Source organism: Pseudomonas sp. EB271-G4-1, assembly GCF_058791355.1.
In genome coordinates this window covers 13,425-30,512 of sequence record NZ_JBYTEO010000050.1, presented here as the reverse complement: position 1 = coordinate 30,512, position 17,088 = coordinate 13,425, and the positions used below count along the sequence as shown (strand labels likewise).

The following is a 17,088-nucleotide window of genomic DNA, read 5'->3' as shown; positions in this document are numbered from 1 at the left end:
AGATCATGAGCGAACTCAAACGCGTAGAGCGCATCGAATCCACCCCGTTCCAGACCTCTTCCGAGCAGAATGTCCAAGGCTGGGAACGCATCGGCTCACTGGCTGGCGGTGTAGTGATGGTCGGCAAGGGCTTGCGTCGTGGCGGCCTGCTTGGCCTGATCCAGGTGGCCATCGGCGGTGTGGCCCTGGCCCGTGGCATCACCGGTCACAGCTCGGCCAAAAGCCTGCTGGAAAAAAGCCGTCAGGACATGAATAACGTGCGGGCGAAGATCGAGCGTGCGGGGGAAGAGTTGAGGACGCTGAAGGCCAATGCCGAAGCGGCGACCAAAACCGCCACCGTGACCGGCAATGATTCTTTGAAGTCGCCGAAACCTTAAAGCAAAAGATCGCAGCCTGTGGCAGCTCCTACAGGGTGTACGCCCCCCCACTGTAGGAGCTGCCGCAGGCTGCGATCTTTTGATCTTTATTGAAGCAACCCTGTATCAAGGACTTTGGACGGCTCTCCAATAACACTCTCACTGAGCTGCACGAACGCCTTGGTATCCACGCTCCCCAGACGCATCGCCCCGCGCATCACATCATCGAGCGAGCGCTTGTTGCGGGTTTTCAGGCGAATCTCGCCGTCTAGTTCCTGCAGCAACAGCACCGCTTTGGCCAACTGCGCAGCGTTGATCTGCTCGCCGCGCAGACTGGTGACTTTCTGGCTGTCCTTGACCAGCTTCCTGTGCAGCCCCTCATACCGCTCATCACTCATACCGCCGGCCCGGCGCACCAGTTCGATGGCGTAGTACTCGGCAAACCCCTCGCTGATCCAATCGCTACGCTGCTGATCGTTGATCCGTCCGAACACTTGGGCCAACTCGCGCACCAACGCACTCGTACCGTTTTCACTGACCAGCGGCAGGCGGGCGTTCAGGTAAATTGACTCATGCGCCGAGAGACTGCCACGCCACATCGGGTCATTGGCGCCGACAATCAACAACTTGGTCGGGTGACGAGGAAACACGGCTTGCACCTGTGGCCAGACAAACGTCAGCAGCGTCAGCACGTCCATGCGCCGCATGCCCTGGCCTCGCGGTGAGGTGACGGTGACTTCGGTTTCACCCAATCGGGTACGCCGGCTACCGAGGTGACCCGCCAGCATCCAGCCCGTGGGCCGATCGAACAATCGGGAAACATTTTCGATGCGAAACTTGTTCTTGCCGATGCGCGGCCAGGCGGTCTCGACGCTTTGCCAGCCATTGGGCAGCTCGAATTCCAGGCGTGACACCAACTCGATACCGTCCTGCTGATCGATTTTGGCGGGTGGCACCAGATCGTCACCGCGCATCAGCGCCCAGGCCGGGGTGATGCGAGTGTCGAAGCTGCCACTCTTGCGGCCATGGCTGATACGAACTCGGTAAGTCAGGCTGGCCTTGTCCCCGGCAGGGAGCCATACACCACGGGTGAGTTTGCCCGGTGTCTGCTGCCATTGGCCATCAGCCTTGAAATCACTGTAGTGGCTGCCGTCGCCGAGGTTGAAATCCAGGCTGCGTACCGCCGAGCCCTGGGCCAGGGTGAGGCGCACTTCAGCCTGGTCGCTTTGCGGCAACAGGCGCACGTGGTAATCCAGATCGACCTTCTTCGTCGCCGCCCACGCGGGAGCGCTCAGGGACAATAACCCAACGGCCAGCGCCCGCTGCCATCCCACAGCCATACACACTCCTTTGTAAAACCTTAACCTGCGCGGAAGATCAGATGGTCTTCCCAATCCTCTTCGGCCACGCTGCCTTCGGCAAGCATGCGCCCGGACTGGGAAATACGTTCGTGGTGCACCGCGTCGCGATCACCGCACACCAGGTGATGCCACAACGGCAGATCCTTGCCCTCGCTGACTAGGCGATAGCCGCAGGTCGGTGGCAGCCATTTGAACTCGTCGGCCTTGCCCGGTGTGAGCTGGATGCAGTCTGGCACCGAGGCGCGACGGTTGGGGTAATCGCTGCACTGGCAGGTTTTCAAGTCCAGCAGTTTGCAGGCGATACGCGTGTAATAGACGCTGTTGTCGTCTTCATCTTCGAGCTTTTGCAGGCAGCACAGGCCACAGCCATCGCACAGCGATTCCCATTCCTGCTGATCGAGTTGATCGAGGGTTTTGCGTATCCAGAACGGTTCTACTTTGGCGGCCATGGTTCGAGCATCGACATCAGGAGGTGAAAAGGCCGCCAGTCTAGTGCCCGCAGCCCCGCGGGCCAAGCATTGGCGACTGTCGGTAGAACACGCTTGTCAGTTATTGCGCCGCCAAGTAGGGTTTTGCGTCGCTCCCACTTTCAAACGTAGCAAGGAATCTCTTGATGAGTGCAAATCCACGCATTGCCGATTACGCCATCCATCCGCAGTTTACCGATCGCTGGTCGCCCCGGGCCTTCACGGGCGAAACCATTCCTGAGGAAACCCTGCTGAGCTTCTTTGAAGCGGCACGCTGGGCACCGTCGGCGTACAACTCGCAGCCTTGGCGGTTTCTTTATGCGCGTCGCGATACGCCGAACTGGGAGCGTTACCTGGGCCTGCTGAACGAATTCAACCGCAGCTGGGCGCAACACGCCTCGGCTTTGGTGATCGTGATCTCGAAAACCACCTTCACCGCGCCTGGCGCCACCGAAGAAACCCCGGCGCTGTGGCACACGTTCGACACCGGTTCCGCCTGGGGCCACCTGGCGCTGCAAGCCAGCATCAGTGGCTGGCATACCCACGGCATGGCGGGTTTCGACCAGGAATTGACCCGCAAGGAGCTGAACATTCCTGAAGGCTACGCCCTGCATGCCGCCGTGGCAGTCGGGAAGCTGGGGGATAAAGCGACACTGGCGGAGTACCTGCAAGCACGCGAAGAGCCAAGCCCGCGGCGGCCGTTGAACGAACTCGCTGCTGAAGGCGACTTCACCCTCTAAGCCGATCGTTCCCACGCTCTGCGTGGGAATGCAGCCCGGCACGCTCCGCGTCCCAACGGCGTGACGCAGAGCGTCACAAGAGGCATTCCCACGCAGAGCGTGGGAACGATCAGGGTCGGCAGCTCAGTACCCGCGATTGAAATCCACTTCCCCGCGCAACGCTTCACCCGCCTGATACGCCCGCAGGTTCTCGACAAATAGATTCACCATCAGCGACGGCGAAGTCGGTGCCGAGCTATGGCCCGTCAGTAGCAGGCCGAAGGCCGTCCAGAACGGATGGCGTTGCGGCAGCGGCTCCTGGCGACAGACGTCAATCACGGCGCCCACCAGATGCCCTTCTTTCAAGGCCTCGACCAGATCCGCATCCACCACCGCTACACCGCGCCCGACATTGATGAACAAACCACTTGGCTTGAACTGCTTGAACAGCGCTGCATCGTATATATCGTGGGTGTTCGGGGTATTTGGCAGCAGATTGACCACATAATCCACTTCACCGACCAACCGAGGCAGGTCCGCCAGCGAACCGACTTCGATAAAGGGTGCCTGCTCACGGGCTTCGCTGGCGATGCCATACAGCTGTACACCAAAGGGTACGAGAAATTGCGCCACGGTCTGCCCGATATCACCAGTACCGACGATCAACACCTTGCGCCCCGCCAGGCTCTGGCCGTGACGGCTGTCCCATTTGCGCTCGACCTGGCTGACCAACCGTGCCAGCACTTCACGTTCGTGGCCGAGCATGTAGGTGAGCACGTATTCGGCCATGACCTGACCGAAAATTCCCACCGCGCGAGTCAGGCGATAGTGCCGAGGCAAGCCATCGGCCAGCAGCGGCGTGATCCCGGCCCAGGTCGATTGCAACCATTGAGGCTGATGCCCCTGGCGCAACAGGGTCGCCAGCAAGTCGGGTTGGCCGAGCCAGACCGGGCAATCGGCAGCCAGACGCGCCAATTCAGCGGAATCGCCGCTAGTCAGTACTTCCACCTCGGGCACCGCCTCTTGCAACAATCGGGCGTAGACCGGGTGATCGTGTTCAGCAATCAGGACGCGCATGCTTCAAACCTTTCGAAAAACAGTGCATACGGCCGCCGACAGAGTCCTGCTCCGTCCATGCGGCCCTTGCCAAAATCATTCCAGTGTCGATCACATGGGGTCGTTGCGTCGCAGCAATTCTTCCGGCAAGTGCTCGATGTATTCGTCTTCCGCTGGCGGCATTTGCAGGTGATAGCCCTGCTTTTCGAGGTTTTCCAGCACGACGGTGATGTCCTCGCGCGACAGTTTGCGCTCGGGGCTCAATACCAGGTCAAACGCGTGGATAGCTTTGCCGAAGGCAGCCATCAAGGGCTCTGGCACACGCTCCAGAGCATCGCTCTTGAGCACATAGAGGTACATCTCGTTTCTTTTCGAACTGCGGTAGATGGAGCAAATACGTTTCAAGGCTGTTCTCCGGGGGTGGCCAGGCTGTCGAGCAGCGCCTGGCCCATCAACTCGCGGCGCCAGCCACGCAGCGAATCAGGCAATTGATAGGGACCATTGGGGAAGCCACTCTTGAGCAAGGCTTCCAGGGTTTTCTTGCGCAACATCAGCTCAGGCGCGATGTTCAAGCGTTCGGCTTCGGCCTGGCCGATGGCTTTGAGTCGCTTGAGCAGCGCGGCGGCGTCCACCGGCAACGGCTCAGGCACGGCGGGTGGCCATTGCTCGGGCGACACACTGGCAGAGCGCTTTATCAGATCAAGCAAAAATTCGCCGTCCTGACGCACGGTACGCGGGTGCATGTCTTCGATTTTCGCCAATGCGCCGAGGTTGTCCGGTTGCGTGCGCGCCAGCGGCCACAGCGAATGCTCGCGGATGATGCGGTTGCGCGGCAGGTCACGGGCACGCGCCTCCTGCTCGCGCCAGGCGCAGAGCTCACGCAACACAGCGAGCTGCGCGCGGGACAATTTCCAGGCCAGCTTGGCGTCGCGATAGACCTCGAACGGATCGATTTCACGACGCAGGTTAGCCACCAGCTCCGCACCGTCCTCCAGGACCCAGGCGTATTTGTCATCGGAGAGTTGCGGGCGCAATTTCACGAAAACTTCCGCCAGGTGCACGGCATCTTCGGCGGCGTAGCTGATCTGGGTCTCGGAAAGCGGGCGTTGCAGCCAGTCGGAACGGGTTTCGCCCTTGGGCAGGTCGATCCCCAATACTTCCTGTACCAGCCGCGAATAACCCATGGAAAAACCCAGGTTCAGGTAAGCGGCGGCCAGCTGCGTATCGAACAGCGGTGCCGGCAGGCTGCCGGTCAGGCGCAGCAGGACTTCGAGGTCTTCGCTACACGCATGGACAACCTTGACCACCGCTGGATTTTCCAGCAAGGCGGCCAGGGGCTGCCAGTTATCGATGGTCAACGGATCGATCAGGTAGGCACGTTCGCCATCGCCGACCTGCAGCAGGCCTGCGATCGGGTAGAAGGTGTCGACCCGCATGAATTCGGTGTCGAGGGCAACGAACGGCAGCTGCTGCCACTCGGTGCAAAACCGACCGAGGCTATCGTTGTCGCGAATCCAGTGAATATCGATGGCCACACGGCTCTCCCTTGAAGAATGGCGCGCAGTATATATCGCCCCCGACGATTTCCGCGCATCCACTGAACAAGAGCTTTAGCGAAAATGCCTGCCTGACTGCAAGAATAGCCTGACAAACCTGGCCTAACCGACCTTACCCAGCACGTAAACCCGCCTCGTTGCGAGGCCGGGCAGAAAATCCTGATGGCTGAGCACGCGCAAACCTGCCAGCTTGAATTGCGTCTCAAGCTCGGTCTTACTGACCAGTGACCCTGCTGCGGCCCCCTGCCCGTCGGTGTGCCATCCCTTGAAACGGCCAGCCACACGCGCCGCCACAATCACCGTATCGCGGCTGACCCGGTAAAATTCGCCCAACATCGCCAAACGGAGTTCGGGGCAGGCAATGTGCTGAAACAGCTGCATGCAAAAAATGCTGTCAACGGCATTTTCCGACAAGCCAATGTTGAAGGCGGAGCTTTGAAAAGTCCGGACTCGCTTCATCAGGCTCTGCGGATGGTGGGTACGGGCATGCTCGAGAATAGCCTGGGACTGATCCGTCGCGAGAATCACCCGGTTCGCATGCTCACCCAGCACTGGCCAGAAGCGCCCGACACCGCAAGCCACATCAAGAATCAGGCCCGGTTCGCCGGCGACCTTGAGCGCCCGGCGCACCATTTGCTCGTCACGCCAGAACGCCAGGCGCTCGCCCAGGCCTTGCGCTCGCGGCTGCAGGCAGACGCGGGCGTGCTCCTGGTCATAATGCCGGGCGAACTCGAGCTCGATGGCGGAAGGTGACTGAGCAGGCATTTGCAGGGGTCTCGAGCGTAGATGTGCCGGCCGCAGGCCGTCGTATGAAATAGAGAACGCAGCACTCAATCTTTGGCCAGTACGCCATCGATCGCCGCCCTGCGGCACCCGGAAAACATATCCAGGTCCTGGTTATAAACCTTGCTGTTGACCTCCAGCAGCCCCAGCATCGAATGGAACAGGTTGTCCTGGCTCAAGGGCTTTTCACGGCTCATTTGCAGGCAATGGGTGTCCACCGAGAACGACTTCTGATAGCTGTCGGAGAACCAGGCCAGCATCGCCACATGTTTCTGTTGTTCCGGTGCCAGCATGTAAGGCGTGCCATGGAGGAACAAGTTGTATTCGCCCAGGGATTCGCCGTGGTCCGACAGATACAGCATCGCGGTATCAACTTTGTCCTGGTTGCTGCGCAACAGATCGATCAGGGTCGACAGCACATGGTCGGTGTACACCAGCGTATTGTCATAACCATTGATGATGCTTTCGCGACTGCAGTTGTTCAGTGCATTACTTTGACAGACCGGGGTAAAGTGCTCGAATTCCTTCGGATAGCGTTTGTAATACTCCGGACCGTGACTGCCCATCTGGTGCAATACCAGTACTGTGTCTTTGTTCAGGGTATCGATGAAATGTTGCAAACCCTGCAGCAGGATTTCATCGCGGCATTCACTGTTGGCGCACAGCACCGGGTCCTTCAAATTGCTGACGTCGTCGAGGGTGACGCGATCGCAGGTGCCTTTGCAGCCAGACTGGTTGTCACGCCAGATCACATCGAGGCCCGCATGCTTGAGTACATCCAGCAGGCCTTCTTCGTTCTTGGCCTTGCTCGCGTTGTAACCCTTGCGCCCCATATTGGAGAACATGCAAGGCACCGACACCGCCGTTTCAGTACCGCAAGACTTCACGTCGGTAAACGCGATCAACCCGGCTTCCTTATCCAGTTTCGGCGTGGTGTCGCGGTTATAGCCGAGGATGCCGAAGTTCTCGGCGCGGGCACTCTCACCGACCACCAGAACCGTCAGGGACTTGCGATCATGGTTTTGCAGGGCAGGATTGCGTTGCGCGTCTTCACCGATCTTGACGAAGGGCTGGCGCGCTGATGCGACCTGCTCGCGCAAGTAACCGGAAAAGGCACCAATGTAGTTGCTGGGTACCACCATCAGGCGAAGCTCATGGTGATTGCGAAACAGTGAAGAAAGCCCCTGATAGTTAATCAGCGCGACACCACCAATGACCGCCGCCGAGGCAAAAGTCACGAGTATCTTGCTCAATAACTCGCGATGCCAGCGGCGATAACTAACCGGCGTCTTCCACAACAACCAGGAGGGCAACACACCGAGAAAAACGATATACGCAAGCAATTTGAATGATAGTAAGTCGCGGACTTCCGTTGCATTGGTTTGAGCGAAGTTGCGCAACATGCCGATGTCGATCAAGACGCCGTATTGGCCCATGAAATATGCGACGCCCGCACTGATCATGAACAGCAGGGTCAGCACGGGCTTGAGCACCGGCCGGAACGCCAGCAGGGTCAGGATAATGTTGAAAGCCGCAAGGATCATCGCACCGAACGCCACACGCATGACGATGCCTTTACCGTCCGCGATGGTGATTTCGAAAAGGTGCTGCCACAATACAAAATTGAAGGCAGTCAATAAAAAGGCGCTGGCAATCAGTGTCACCCACTCCGGGCGCACGGCTTTAATCTTCAACATGGTGATCGACTGTTCCTGAAAAGAAGTGCCTTCGATAAATGTGAAAATTTCATTTATCGCGGCGACACTAACTTTAGGCATCCGACCATCAATTTTTCGTGAAAAAGAAGCCAACAATTGGTTGCCAACCTGATGCAGGATGAAACTTTCTACTTATTTGAGAATCGTTCAGGTCTTGTTCAGCAAGCTCGAAGTTCTGAGCATCTGAAGGCTGCAAGTCATGCTGATGACAGCCATATTTAATTTCCCGATACTGCACAAGACTTTCTGATTTGCCGCCTGCCAACCACTCGCGCCTAATCGGCTCCTGATTCATCAAGGTCCGATTATGGAAAACATTCGCGAAACCTCCCGCCCAGCCCTGTGGATAATGTTCAGCATCATTTTGGTCGCCCTCAACCTGCGCCCCTCCATGGCCGCCGTCGGGCCTTTACTGTCGGCGATTCGCGGCGATATCCCGCTGAGTTTCAGTCTCGCGTCGCTGCTGACCCTGCTGCCGGTCATGACCATGGGGCTGGCGATGTTCTTTGGACTGGCAGTCAGCCAACGCCTCGGTGAGCACCGCACGGTCGTACTGTCGCTGGTGGTCATCGGCCTGGCCACGGCTGCGCGATTGTTCCTCGATACTGCGTTGGAACTGATCCTCAGCGCCGTGCTCGCCGGCATCGGCATCGCCCTGATCCAGGCACTGATGCCGACGCTGATCAAATCCCGATTCAGCGACAACGTGGCCCTGTGCATGGGGCTCTACGTCACGTCGATCATGGGCGGTGCCGCCATTGCGGCCGCCTTCGCCCCGCTGGTGATGGTCCGTACAGGCAGTTGGCGCATCGGCCTGGCGATCTGGGCGGTGCTGGCCGTGATCGCACTGCTGTTCTGGTGCAGCCATCGAGCGGGGGCGCCGATGCCGGCTTCCACGAGCAACCGCTCGTTCTTCAGCCATCCACGCGCCTGGTTGCTCGCGGCTTTTTTCGGGCTGGGCACCGCGTCCTACACCTGCGTACTGGCTTGGCTGGCACCGCATTACGTAGAAAAAGGCTGGAGTGAAGAAAACGCCGGGTTGCTGTTGGGCTTCCTGACCGCCATGGAGGTGTTGTCCGGCCTGCTGACTCCGGCCATCGCCAACCGTAGCCGTGATCGACGCCTGGTGCTGGTGGTGCTGTTGGCGCTGATCATGGCTGGCTTTTGCGGGTTGATCCTGAGCCCCGAACATCTCGGCCTTCTGTGGCCATGCCTGCTGGGGCTGGGAATAGGCGGACTGTTCCCGATGAGCCTGATTGTCTCGCTGGATCATCTGGACGATCCCCGGCGCGCGGGTGGGCTCACGGCGTTCGTGCAAGGCATCGGCTATCTGATCGCCGGCCTCTCGCCGCTGGTTGCCGGGATGATCCGCGATCAGTTCGGCACTTTCGAATGGGCCTGGTGGTCACTCACCGGGGCCATGGCACTGATGATCATGATGGCGTTGCGCTTCGATCCACGGCACTACGCCAGGCACATGCACTGACTCGCAGCGCGCTTCGCATGCCTGCGAAAGATTCTCCTGCTGCCCTCATTGCTTTAGGATCGTTCGCACAAGTTTGCGCATGAGCCGGAAAGGATGCTGAACAGTAACGTGCTACGAAAGCTCGACATGCAGGATTTGATGGTATTCGTCGCCGTGTATGAGCAAAACAGCGTCTCCGGCGTTTCCGAAGCGCTGTGTGTCAGCCAGTCCACCGTGAGTTACTGCCTGAAAAAACTGCGCGCCGGGTTTGAAGACGAATTGTTCATCAATACCCGCACCGGGATGCGCCCCACCTATAAGGCCGACAGCATGTACCCCCACGTGCTGAAGATCCTCGACAGCATCAACCTGTGCCATGCCAGTGCGTCAGCGTTCGATCCGTCCATGCAGCCGACGGTTTTCAATCTCTGTGCACCGGAATACTTCGAGCAACTGGTTCTACCCCACCTGTTGAAACGCTTCGCGCGCTTCGAGCATGCAGTGACGGTCAATGTCCACAGGCTCGAAACCGACATCCCGGCCCAGGCACTGCGCGATGGTAGCCTCGATCTGGCAATCGGTTTCGGCCCGGACTTCCATCGAAGGCACGCTGACTTCAATGTGCACACGTTGCTGCAAGATGACTTCGTCTGCGTCTTCGACCGTCGTGCGGCCCCGTCGCAACCACGCCTGGGCCTGCAAACCTTCATCGAGCGCCGGCATGTGTTTCCGACACCCTGGACATCCACCAGCAACATGGTTGACGGCTGGTTGGCCCAGCAAGCCCTGCAACGCCAGATAGTCGCGCGAGCCAACAGCTACGGCGCGGCCCTGAAGATGATCAGCGGCACCGACTTTCTCCTCACCCTGCCCCGACGCATCCAGCAATTGCTGGCCGATGAGAACGCCTTCGAACGCTGTGAAGCGCCCGATGGCTTGCCCGGATTCACCCTCGACATGCAGTGGCGCCAAGGCACCGATCAGGACAGCGCCAACACCTGGTTACGTGAGCAAGTGATCGCGGCCTGTGCGCAAGCGTAAAAGCACCGGCGCACCCAGCAACGCTCAATTACTGGAGCGTTCTCTCTATAAACGGCGACACAGATAAGCTTGGGTTTGATACGGAAACTCAATAGTTTCATGCCCGCAAAGGGACGGGTGAGTCTGGATCAGCTTCTGCAACTGTGCGGATACTTTCGCCTTTTCGGCAGGTGGAAGAGCGGCGATAAAACTCACCGACAGAATTCGGTCCATGATGACTTCGTTGACGCCACCTGAATGTGTGTACGGGAAACAGGTAAGTTCGGGTTCAGAAAAGTAACGCCCCGTGAATGGCAACTTCCAGTCACCGGTATGAAAGCGTGGAGTATCGCCTTCGTACGGCGTAATGATCTCGGTAATGGCTGCAACCCAGTCCACCGACTCATCACGCACGTTCCAGATCAAGCCCAGCCGACCGTTTGGCTTAAGCACTCGGTGTATCTCGGCAAGGGCCGTTTCATCTGCAAACCAGTGGAAGGCTTGGGCGCATACCAGTGCTTGCGCTGCTCCGGAGTTGAGCGGAATAGATTCGGCTGTTCCTTCCAGGATCGTGATGTGCGGTAGATTCCTGGCAAACTCGGATCGCATCGCTTCTATGGGCTCGACCGCTACGACATCGATGTCCATTGATCCCAACAACTGGGTGAATTTACCGGTGCCGGCGCCTAAATCAACAACCGTCGATCCCGGATGAATCTCAAGTGCCTCTCTAAGCCAGCTAACCAGCTCACCTGGATAGCTCGGGCGCCCCCTGGCATAGGTTCCAGCTTGCGATGAGTAGCCCAGCTGAGCAACTTTCCGAATACCGGCCATGAGTCGTGATCCGCTTTTGGTTTAGAGACACCTGGTCAACCTGACCAATGACGCGATACGGCTCAGTGACCAACAGATGTCTTCGAATATGATTCCCGATCGATATCGAGAATCTCCACGCACAGTTGCACCTCTACCCCTGCCGGCCATTCACACAGATCCCTGACCACTGCCAGCAGACTTTCAGACAGCTGCTTCTTGATCTGCTCCGAGCGACCGCTCAGTATCGCAAGCTTCACATGCACGAACGCCCGCTCGGCCAATGCCGTGCCGACCCTGAACGTCTCGAGCTTCACCGCGCGACTCTTGATGTCGAATTCGGCACCGAACTGCCCGGACCCCACCAGCGTATTGTTCAGGCGCATCAACGCAACATCGGCGTTCAGCTCAGGCAGGTTGGCGGTGTATTCAAGGTGCAGGTGAGGCATGACATCACTCCTATGGGTTGGGGCAAATTCTTACATATAGCACAGCGCCACCTTGTTCACTGGGGCAGCGACAACAGATTGCGCTCGCCCATGAAGGCTTCAAGTCGTGAGCGCAACCAGCGCTCGGCAGGGTCGCTGTCGACGTGGCTGAGCCAGACCATGGACAACTCCAGGGTCGGCGTCTTGAACGGAAACGGCTCCTTGAACAACTGACCGGACGCCGCCATGGCCTCTGCCGTGTAATCCGGCAGGCTGGCCAGCAGATCGGTACCGGCGAGCAAGGCCGGCAATGAACTGTATTGCGGCACCGAGAGCACCACCTGGCGCGAGCGACCGATCGCAGATAACCACTCGTCAGCGAAGCCACTGACGTTGGCAATATGGGACACCAGCACATGAGGGCGCGAACAGTATTCATCGAGCGTCAGCGGTGTATCGCTGGCATCGGCTCGTAACACGCTGGGCTGGATATGCCGCAACAATTTGCGCTTGGCGTTGGCTGGAAGACCGCGGGTCTGGCTGACGCCGACCGTTATATCACCAGACGCCAGCAAGTCGGGAATACGCCAGTAATCGACATTCTGCACCACGAACACCACCTTCGGCGCTTCCTGGCGCAATGCCCGCAGCAACGGCGGCAACAGGCCGTACTCGACATCGTCGGACATCCCGATACGAAAAGTCATGGTGCTGCTGCTCGGGTCGAAATCATGGGTCAGGCTCAACGCCACCGACAACGAATCCAGCGCCGGCGACAAATGCCGAAAGATCTCCTCAGCCCGCGCCGTGGGCTCCATGCGATGGCCGACACGTATGAACAACGGATCGTTGAACATGGTACGCAAGCGGTTGAGCGCCGAACTGATGGTCGGCTGACCGAGGAACAACTTCTTAGCCACCTTGGTGACGTTGCGTTCCAGCATCAGCGCTTCAAACACCACCATCAGGTTGATGTCAGCCTTGCGTAGCTCGTTGCGATTCATCCATTGACCCCGCTCAAAAACAATCGACAGTTTAGGGAGGTGTAACAAGCGGTGTCTACGCGACTGAACGAATGCCTCAAGCGATTTGCGTTTAATGCCAACAGGCTCACGCGCCGGGTCCTACAGCCCCTTCCTGATTTCATCGCGCCTCTGGCGGGACAGCTACATCCCCCTAAGCTCAGGAGGCTTCGGGCAAAAACGGTCCGGACGACAACCTTCAAACACAAAAGGAGCATTTCAATGGCTAGAGACAAAGCGAAAGACGACAGGTACTTCAACTGCACCGAAACGCATGAAGCCGATTACGTCGTCGGTCTTTATCCTCACGCCAAGGACGAAGTGAGAAATTTCCTGGCATCGGCCTGCAAAGAAAAATCCCTGCACAATTCCACACACAAGGACGTATATGACCTGATCAAAAAGGAACTGGGCTACGCGCAACCGTAAGGCGGGCCGGTTAGAACGGAGCTGCTCTGCTGAGCAGCTTCCTGATAGGAAGGCAGGCTGTGAACCCAATTCAGGACGAGACAACAAAAACAAAAAAGCCCCGCAGCTTTTCAGCTACGGGGCTTTTTCTAAGTAATGGCGGAGAGATAGGGATTCGAACCCTAGGTACCGGTGAAGGTACAACGGATTTCGAATCCGTCCCATTCGGCCACTCTGGCATCTCTCCAACGGCGCGCATCATAACAACACTTTTGCCGAAAGCAAACCCTCTTTCGTAATTTTTTCTGTTCTATCAGATGCTTGCGTCGATTAAAGCGGTACGCCCAGACGGTTGGCGACTTCTTCGTAGGCTTCGATGACGTCACCGAGGCCCTGGCGGAAGCGGTCCTTGTCCATCTTCTTCATGGTGGCCTTATCCCACAGGCGGCAGCCGTCCGGGCTGAATTCGTCGCCCAGGACGATGGAGCCGTCGTGGAACACGCCGAATTCCAGTTTAAAGTCGACCAACAGCAGGCCGGCGTCGTCAAACAGTTTGGTCAGCACTTCGTTGACCTTGAGCGACAGCTCCTTCATGCGCGCCAGTTGCTCGGCAGTGCCCCAACCGAACGCCACGACGTGGGATTCGTTGATGAACGGGTCGCCCTTGGCGTCGTCCTTCAGGAACAGTTCGAAGGTGTAAGGGTTGAGCTTCATGCCCTCTTCAACACCCAGGCGCTTGACCAGGCTACCGGCGGCGTAGTTACGCACGACGCACTCAACCGGGATCATGTCGAGTTTCTTCACCAGGCATTCGTTGTCGCCCAGCAGCTTGTCGAATTGAGTCGGCACGCCGGCGGCTTCGAGTTTCTGCATGATGAAGGCATTGAACTTGTTGTTCACCATGCCTTTGCGGTCGAGCTGTTCGATGCGCTTGCCGTCGAACGCCGAAGTGTCGTTGCGAAACAGCAGAATCAAGCGGTTAGCGTCGTCGGTCTTGTAAACCGATTTGGCTTTGCCGCGGTACAGTTCTTCACGTTTTTCCATGATGGGCTCCGCTTGCTAAGTAGGTGGGCTAGGCGATGTGTCGCCAGTCGAGCCCTGAATCTTGATCGGCCAGTTGCAGCCAGTCCGGGTCGCACCCGAGGGTGTCGACAAAACATTGCCGGGCCAGCCGCGGCAGGTTGTTCTTGCTGCTCAGATGGGCCAGGACCAGGTGTTGCAGGTCTTTCCAGCCCAACTCGGACACCAGGAATGCCGCCTGATGGTTGTTCAAATGTCCCAGCTCACCGCCCACCCGCTGCTTGAGAAAGTACGGATAATGACCGCGAGCCAGCATGTCCCGGCAATGGTTGGCCTCGATCATCAATGCATCGAGGTCGCGATAGCCGTATAGCACCTTGTCGCAATACGAGCCCAGGTCGGTCAGCAGGCCGAAGCGCCGCTCACCGTCACTGAAAACGTATTGTGTCGGCTCCTGCGCATCGTGGGCCACGGCAATGACCTCGATGCTCAAGTCGCCGATCTGCAGTTGTTCGCCCCCGGCCAGCAAGCCCGCGGGCTCGACCGGCTTGCGCATCCCGCGCAGGGTCCCGCGACTGAGGTAGACAGGCAGATTGTAACGCCGAGACAGCAAACCCACGCCATGCACGTGGTCGGCATGTTCGTGGGTCACGAGTATCGCGCTTAGCTGCGCAGGATCTACACCCAGGCGCAGCAAGCGTTTTTCGGTTTCCCGCAGGGAGAAACCACAATCCACCAGCACATACGTATCAGCGCTGGCTATCAGCGTGCCATTCCCTTGGCTACCGCTGCCGAGAACGGCAAAACGCATGTGATCAGCCCAGGTTGTCCTGAATGACGCTCAACACTTTGCGCGCCACGTCAGCCGGCGCCACGGTATTGATGTTTTTCTCGACGGTGACCTGGACGCTGTCGCCCACCTTGCTCAGGCGAACCTGGTAGCGCTCGGCACGGGACTCGACTTCTTCCTTGCTCGGCGCACTGCCGAACAGGCCGCTGAAGAACCCGGGCTTGTCGTCCTTCTTCTCGGCTTTTTCAGCGAGGTTGATGTAGTACAGGCCCAGGCTGCGGTTGATGTCTTCAACGCGCCACTCACCCTGCTCCAGCGCACGACCGACGCTCGACCAGGCACGATCCAGGTCGGTACCGACGTTCAGCACCGGGTTGCCGCTGCCGTCTTCGCTGAGGCTGACGCGACTTGGCGCGTCGGAATCGCGAGAGGCCAGCATGGAGACCGAACCACCCTTCTCGGAAATGCGGCTCATGCTTGCCAGCATGTCGTCGACCAGTGCCGCGTCAAGGCCGGTGTTGATCGAACGGTTGGTGAAGGCGACATCGGCAGTGCTGCCGGCAGGACGCTCGGCGCTGACCACGTAGATTTCACTGGTATTGCGCTGTACGCCCGGCTCGATGCGCACCCGCACGCGGGTTTCGCTGTCGGTGCCGACACCGGCCGCGCTCAGGCGCTTGGCCATGGCAGCCGACAGTTCGTCGGAACGCTGCCAGGTCGTGGTGAATTCACCGGTTTGCGGGCGCTGTTCGTCCAGGCGGAAACCGTTGTCCTGGAAGAACTGTACGGCCACGGGCCAGGCTTCCGCCGGCGGGTTCTGCGCCAGGATTGAGCGCGAATCGCCGCTCTTTTGCAGGGAGTAGGCACTGGCGTCGGCCGCGGCCGACAACGGCTGCGGACGAGGCACGATGTATTCGCCCTTGGCGGTGTCATCGGCGACGTTGCGCGGAATCGGCAGCAGCGGATCCAGACGCTTGGCGGTGGTGACATCCGGCGGCAATTGCATGGGTGCAGTCTGTTGCGCTTCCAGGTAATCGCTACCACGGTCACGGAAATAACCTTCCGGGCCCCAGACCCATCCACAGCCACTGGTGCTGGAAATGATCAGGGCAAGTGCGGAAAGTCCGGCCATTCGCTTCATGCGTTGTACTTCCTCAATTAAACCAGGACGCCGGACTGGCGCATGGCCTGCCGCAGCGGTTCGTGACATTCAGCGCTGAGCCAGGTGAGCGGCAGACGGATTCCGTCCGGCATCAGGCCCATCTCATGCAGCGCCCATTTCACGGGAATTGGATTGGACTCGATAAACAGGGTTTTATTGAGTGGCATCAGCTTTTGGTGAATGGCGCGCGCCTTCTCGGCTTCGCCGTTCAGCGCGGCGATGCACATGTCGGCCATGTCACGCGGGGCGACGTTGGCCGTCACCGAAATGTTGCCCTTGCCGCCCAGCAGGATCAGCTCGACCGCGGTGGCATCGTCACCGGAGAGCACCAGGAAGTTGCTGTCGACGCCATCGATGATGGCCTTGGCGCGCTGCAGGTCGCCGGTGGCTTCCTTGATACCGATGATGTTCTTGACGCTCGACAGGCGAATCACGGTCTCGGCCAGCATGTCGCAGGCGGTGCGGCCTGGCACGTTATAGAGGATCTGCGGGATGTCGACGGCTTCGGCGATCGCCTTGAAGTGCTGGTACAGGCCTTCCTGGGTCGGCTTGTTGTAGTAAGGCGTGACCAGCAGGCAGGCATCGGCGCCCGCGGTCTTTGCATTGGTGGTCAACTCGATCGCCTCGCGGGTCGAGTTGGCGCCGGTGCCGGCGATGACCGGAATGCGACCGTTGACCTGCTTGACTACGCGACGGATCACTTCGATGTGTTCGCTCACATCAAGGGTGGCCGATTCACCTGTGGTGCCGACCGCCACGATGGCGTGGGTGCCGTTTTGCAGGTGAAAGTCCACCAGTTTGCTCAAGCTGTCCCAGTCGAGACGACCTTGTGCATCCATGGGTGTGACCAGTGCCACCATACTGCCCGCAATCATGCAACCGCTCCTGCCGGAAAAAGAGAGCCGTAATGGTACTGGCGCCAAGATGCTTGCACAAGCGAAGTA

General features: G+C 58.8%; 20 protein-coding genes and 1 tRNA gene. 5 read left to right on the top strand and 16 right to left on the bottom strand.

Annotation, left to right across the window (positions count from 1 at the left end; all coding sequences use genetic code 11):
• Window positions 1–5 precede the first annotated feature (5 nt).
• Window positions 6–377 carry a YgaP family membrane protein gene (locus AC3WWR_RS22465; protein WP_020797825.1) on the top strand — a complete coding sequence of 124 codons (372 nt, stop codon included), beginning with the start codon at window positions 6–8 and terminating at the stop codon, window positions 375–377.
• A gap of 86 nt (window positions 378–463) precedes the next feature.
• On the opposite strand, the gene AC3WWR_RS22460 is transcribed toward AC3WWR_RS22465, so the two are convergent.
• Together AC3WWR_RS22460 and AC3WWR_RS22455 are read right to left on the bottom strand one after the other, a co-directional pair.
• Window positions 464–1,696, bottom strand: coding sequence for a hypothetical protein (locus AC3WWR_RS22460; RefSeq protein WP_020797824.1), 1,233 nt, complete (start codon window positions 1,694–1,696; stop codon window positions 464–466).
• 20 nt (window positions 1,697–1,716) lie between these two features.
• Window positions 1,717–2,166 (bottom strand): YcgN family cysteine cluster protein, encoded by a 450-nt coding sequence (locus AC3WWR_RS22455; protein ID WP_020797823.1) that lies wholly within the window; start codon window positions 2,164–2,166, stop codon window positions 1,717–1,719.
• Between the two features lie 164 nt (window positions 2,167–2,330).
• On the opposite strand from AC3WWR_RS22455, the gene AC3WWR_RS22450 reads away from it, so the two are divergent.
• The gene (locus tag AC3WWR_RS22450; protein WP_020797822.1) at window positions 2,331–2,924 is read left to right on the top strand and encodes a nitroreductase family protein; all 594 of its coding nucleotides are present in this window, start codon (window positions 2,331–2,333) and stop codon (window positions 2,922–2,924) included.
• A gap of 123 nt (window positions 2,925–3,047) precedes the next feature.
• Here AC3WWR_RS22450 and AC3WWR_RS22445 read toward each other — a convergent pair whose 3' ends face one another.
• The 6 genes from AC3WWR_RS22445 to AC3WWR_RS22420 form a co-directional block, all read right to left on the bottom strand.
• On the bottom strand, window positions 3,048–3,980 hold the full coding sequence (locus AC3WWR_RS22445) for a D-2-hydroxyacid dehydrogenase (protein WP_033041872.1): 933 nt from the start codon (window positions 3,978–3,980) through the stop codon (window positions 3,048–3,050).
• 90 nt (window positions 3,981–4,070) lie between these two features.
• Entirely contained in the window at window positions 4,071–4,364 is a 294-nt protein-coding gene (locus AC3WWR_RS22440) for a YcgL domain-containing protein (RefSeq protein ID WP_033041871.1), read from the bottom strand.
• Complete coding sequence (rnd, locus tag AC3WWR_RS22435) at window positions 4,361–5,494, bottom strand: ribonuclease D (RefSeq protein WP_020797819.1); 1,134 nt, start codon at window positions 5,492–5,494, stop codon at window positions 4,361–4,363. The genes AC3WWR_RS22440 and rnd overlap by 4 nt, the downstream gene beginning before the upstream one ends.
• 123 nt (window positions 5,495–5,617) lie before the next feature.
• Entirely contained in the window at window positions 5,618–6,280 is a 663-nt protein-coding gene (locus AC3WWR_RS22430; RefSeq protein ID WP_020797818.1) for a class I SAM-dependent methyltransferase, read from the bottom strand.
• A gap of 65 nt (window positions 6,281–6,345) precedes the next feature.
• Window positions 6,346–7,995: a phosphoethanolamine transferase gene (locus AC3WWR_RS22425; RefSeq protein ID WP_151140901.1), complete on the bottom strand. Its 1,650-nt coding sequence runs from the start codon at window positions 7,993–7,995 to the stop codon at window positions 6,346–6,348.
• Window positions 7,996–8,083: 88 nt separating this feature from the next.
• Complete coding sequence (locus tag AC3WWR_RS22420) at window positions 8,084–8,311, bottom strand: hypothetical protein (protein ID WP_131658017.1); 228 nt, start codon at window positions 8,309–8,311, stop codon at window positions 8,084–8,086.
• A 12-nt stretch (window positions 8,312–8,323) separates the two neighbouring features.
• Between AC3WWR_RS22420 and AC3WWR_RS22415 the strand changes: the two genes are divergently transcribed.
• Both AC3WWR_RS22415 and AC3WWR_RS22410 read left to right on the top strand, forming a co-directional pair.
• A complete protein-coding gene (locus AC3WWR_RS22415) occupies window positions 8,324–9,502 on the top strand; it encodes a cyanate transporter (protein WP_492599062.1) in 1,179 nt (392 codons plus the stop codon).
• A gap of 93 nt (window positions 9,503–9,595) precedes the next feature.
• Window positions 9,596–10,522, top strand: a complete 927-nt coding sequence (locus tag AC3WWR_RS22410; protein ID WP_020797814.1) for a LysR family transcriptional regulator — start codon at window positions 9,596–9,598, stop codon at window positions 10,520–10,522.
• A 45-nt stretch (window positions 10,523–10,567) separates the two neighbouring features.
• Here the strand turns inward: AC3WWR_RS22410 and AC3WWR_RS22405 are convergent, their stop codons facing one another.
• The 3 genes from AC3WWR_RS22405 to AC3WWR_RS22395 all read right to left on the bottom strand — a co-directional run bounded on the left by AC3WWR_RS22405 (window position 10,568) and on the right by AC3WWR_RS22395 (window position 12,746).
• Entirely contained in the window at window positions 10,568–11,335 is a 768-nt protein-coding gene (locus AC3WWR_RS22405; protein ID WP_033041866.1) for a class I SAM-dependent methyltransferase, read from the bottom strand.
• A 62-nt stretch (window positions 11,336–11,397) separates the two neighbouring features.
• Window positions 11,398–11,763, bottom strand: a complete 366-nt coding sequence (locus AC3WWR_RS22400) for a 5-carboxymethyl-2-hydroxymuconate Delta-isomerase (RefSeq protein ID WP_020797812.1) — start codon at window positions 11,761–11,763, stop codon at window positions 11,398–11,400.
• A gap of 56 nt (window positions 11,764–11,819) precedes the next feature.
• Window positions 11,820–12,746, bottom strand: coding sequence for a LysR family transcriptional regulator (locus AC3WWR_RS22395; protein WP_033041862.1), 927 nt, complete (start codon window positions 12,744–12,746; stop codon window positions 11,820–11,822).
• A gap of 240 nt (window positions 12,747–12,986) precedes the next feature.
• Here AC3WWR_RS22395 and AC3WWR_RS22390 point away from each other — a divergent pair, with 240 nt between their 5' ends.
• Window positions 12,987–13,193, top strand: a complete 207-nt coding sequence (locus AC3WWR_RS22390) for a hypothetical protein (RefSeq protein ID WP_033041861.1) — start codon at window positions 12,987–12,989, stop codon at window positions 13,191–13,193.
• Window positions 13,194–13,329: 136 nt separating this feature from the next.
• On the opposite strand, the gene AC3WWR_RS22385 is transcribed toward AC3WWR_RS22390, so the two are convergent.
• The 5 genes from AC3WWR_RS22385 to dapA form a co-directional block, all read right to left on the bottom strand.
• Window positions 13,330–13,419: transfer RNA gene (locus tag AC3WWR_RS22385), tRNA-Ser, on the bottom strand.
• Between the two features lie 83 nt (window positions 13,420–13,502).
• The gene (gene purC / locus AC3WWR_RS22380; RefSeq protein WP_020797809.1) at window positions 13,503–14,216 is read right to left on the bottom strand and encodes a phosphoribosylaminoimidazolesuccinocarboxamide synthase; all 714 of its coding nucleotides are present in this window, start codon (window positions 14,214–14,216) and stop codon (window positions 13,503–13,505) included.
• A 28-nt stretch (window positions 14,217–14,244) separates the two neighbouring features.
• Window positions 14,245–15,003, bottom strand: coding sequence for an MBL fold metallo-hydrolase (locus tag AC3WWR_RS22375; protein ID WP_020797808.1), 759 nt, complete (start codon window positions 15,001–15,003; stop codon window positions 14,245–14,247).
• 4 nt (window positions 15,004–15,007) lie between these two features.
• Window positions 15,008–16,123 carry an NlpB/DapX family lipoprotein gene (gene bamC, locus AC3WWR_RS22370; protein ID WP_492599061.1) on the bottom strand — a complete coding sequence of 372 codons (1,116 nt, stop codon included), beginning with the start codon at window positions 16,121–16,123 and terminating at the stop codon, window positions 15,008–15,010.
• Window positions 16,124–16,140: 17 nt separating this feature from the next.
• Complete coding sequence (gene dapA / locus AC3WWR_RS22365) at window positions 16,141–17,019, bottom strand: 4-hydroxy-tetrahydrodipicolinate synthase (protein ID WP_020797806.1); 879 nt, start codon at window positions 17,017–17,019, stop codon at window positions 16,141–16,143.
• Window positions 17,020–17,088: the final 69 nt, after the last annotated feature.

What these genes read in the sequence shown, in the direction of transcription:
- AC3WWR_RS22465 (WP_020797825.1), top strand. Translation starts at nt 6, where the DNA reads ATGAGCGAACTCAAACGCGTAGAGCGCATCGAATCCACCCCGTTCCAG.
- AC3WWR_RS22460 (WP_020797824.1), bottom strand. Translation starts at nt 1,696, where the DNA reads ATGGCTGTGGGATGGCAGCGGGCGCTGGCCGTTGGGTTATTGTCCCTG.
- AC3WWR_RS22455 (WP_020797823.1), bottom strand. Translation starts at nt 2,166, where the DNA reads ATGGCCGCCAAAGTAGAACCGTTCTGGATACGCAAAACCCTCGATCAA.
- AC3WWR_RS22450 (WP_020797822.1), top strand. Translation starts at nt 2,331, where the DNA reads ATGAGTGCAAATCCACGCATTGCCGATTACGCCATCCATCCGCAGTTT.
- AC3WWR_RS22445 (WP_033041872.1), bottom strand. Translation starts at nt 3,980, where the DNA reads ATGCGCGTCCTGATTGCTGAACACGATCACCCGGTCTACGCCCGATTG.
- AC3WWR_RS22430 (WP_020797818.1), bottom strand. Translation starts at nt 6,280, where the DNA reads ATGCCTGCTCAGTCACCTTCCGCCATCGAGCTCGAGTTCGCCCGGCAT.
- AC3WWR_RS22425 (WP_151140901.1), bottom strand. Translation starts at nt 7,995, where the DNA reads ATGTTGAAGATTAAAGCCGTGCGCCCGGAGTGGGTGACACTGATTGCC.
- AC3WWR_RS22420 (WP_131658017.1), bottom strand. Translation starts at nt 8,311, where the DNA reads ATGAATCAGGAGCCGATTAGGCGCGAGTGGTTGGCAGGCGGCAAATCA.
- AC3WWR_RS22415 (WP_492599062.1), top strand. Translation starts at nt 8,324, where the DNA reads ATGGAAAACATTCGCGAAACCTCCCGCCCAGCCCTGTGGATAATGTTC.
- AC3WWR_RS22410 (WP_020797814.1), top strand. Translation starts at nt 9,596, where the DNA reads ATGCTGAACAGTAACGTGCTACGAAAGCTCGACATGCAGGATTTGATG.
- AC3WWR_RS22405 (WP_033041866.1), bottom strand. Translation starts at nt 11,335, where the DNA reads ATGGCCGGTATTCGGAAAGTTGCTCAGCTGGGCTACTCATCGCAAGCT.
- AC3WWR_RS22400 (WP_020797812.1), bottom strand. Translation starts at nt 11,763, where the DNA reads ATGCCTCACCTGCACCTTGAATACACCGCCAACCTGCCTGAGCTGAAC.
- AC3WWR_RS22395 (WP_033041862.1), bottom strand. Translation starts at nt 12,746, where the DNA reads ATGAATCGCAACGAGCTACGCAAGGCTGACATCAACCTGATGGTGGTG.
- AC3WWR_RS22390 (WP_033041861.1), top strand. Translation starts at nt 12,987, where the DNA reads ATGGCTAGAGACAAAGCGAAAGACGACAGGTACTTCAACTGCACCGAA.
- purC (WP_020797809.1), bottom strand. Translation starts at nt 14,216, where the DNA reads ATGGAAAAACGTGAAGAACTGTACCGCGGCAAAGCCAAATCGGTTTAC.
- AC3WWR_RS22375 (WP_020797808.1), bottom strand. Translation starts at nt 15,003, where the DNA reads ATGCGTTTTGCCGTTCTCGGCAGCGGTAGCCAAGGGAATGGCACGCTG.
- bamC (WP_492599061.1), bottom strand. Translation starts at nt 16,123, where the DNA reads ATGAAGCGAATGGCCGGACTTTCCGCACTTGCCCTGATCATTTCCAGC.
- dapA (WP_020797806.1), bottom strand. Translation starts at nt 17,019, where the DNA reads ATGATTGCGGGCAGTATGGTGGCACTGGTCACACCCATGGATGCACAA.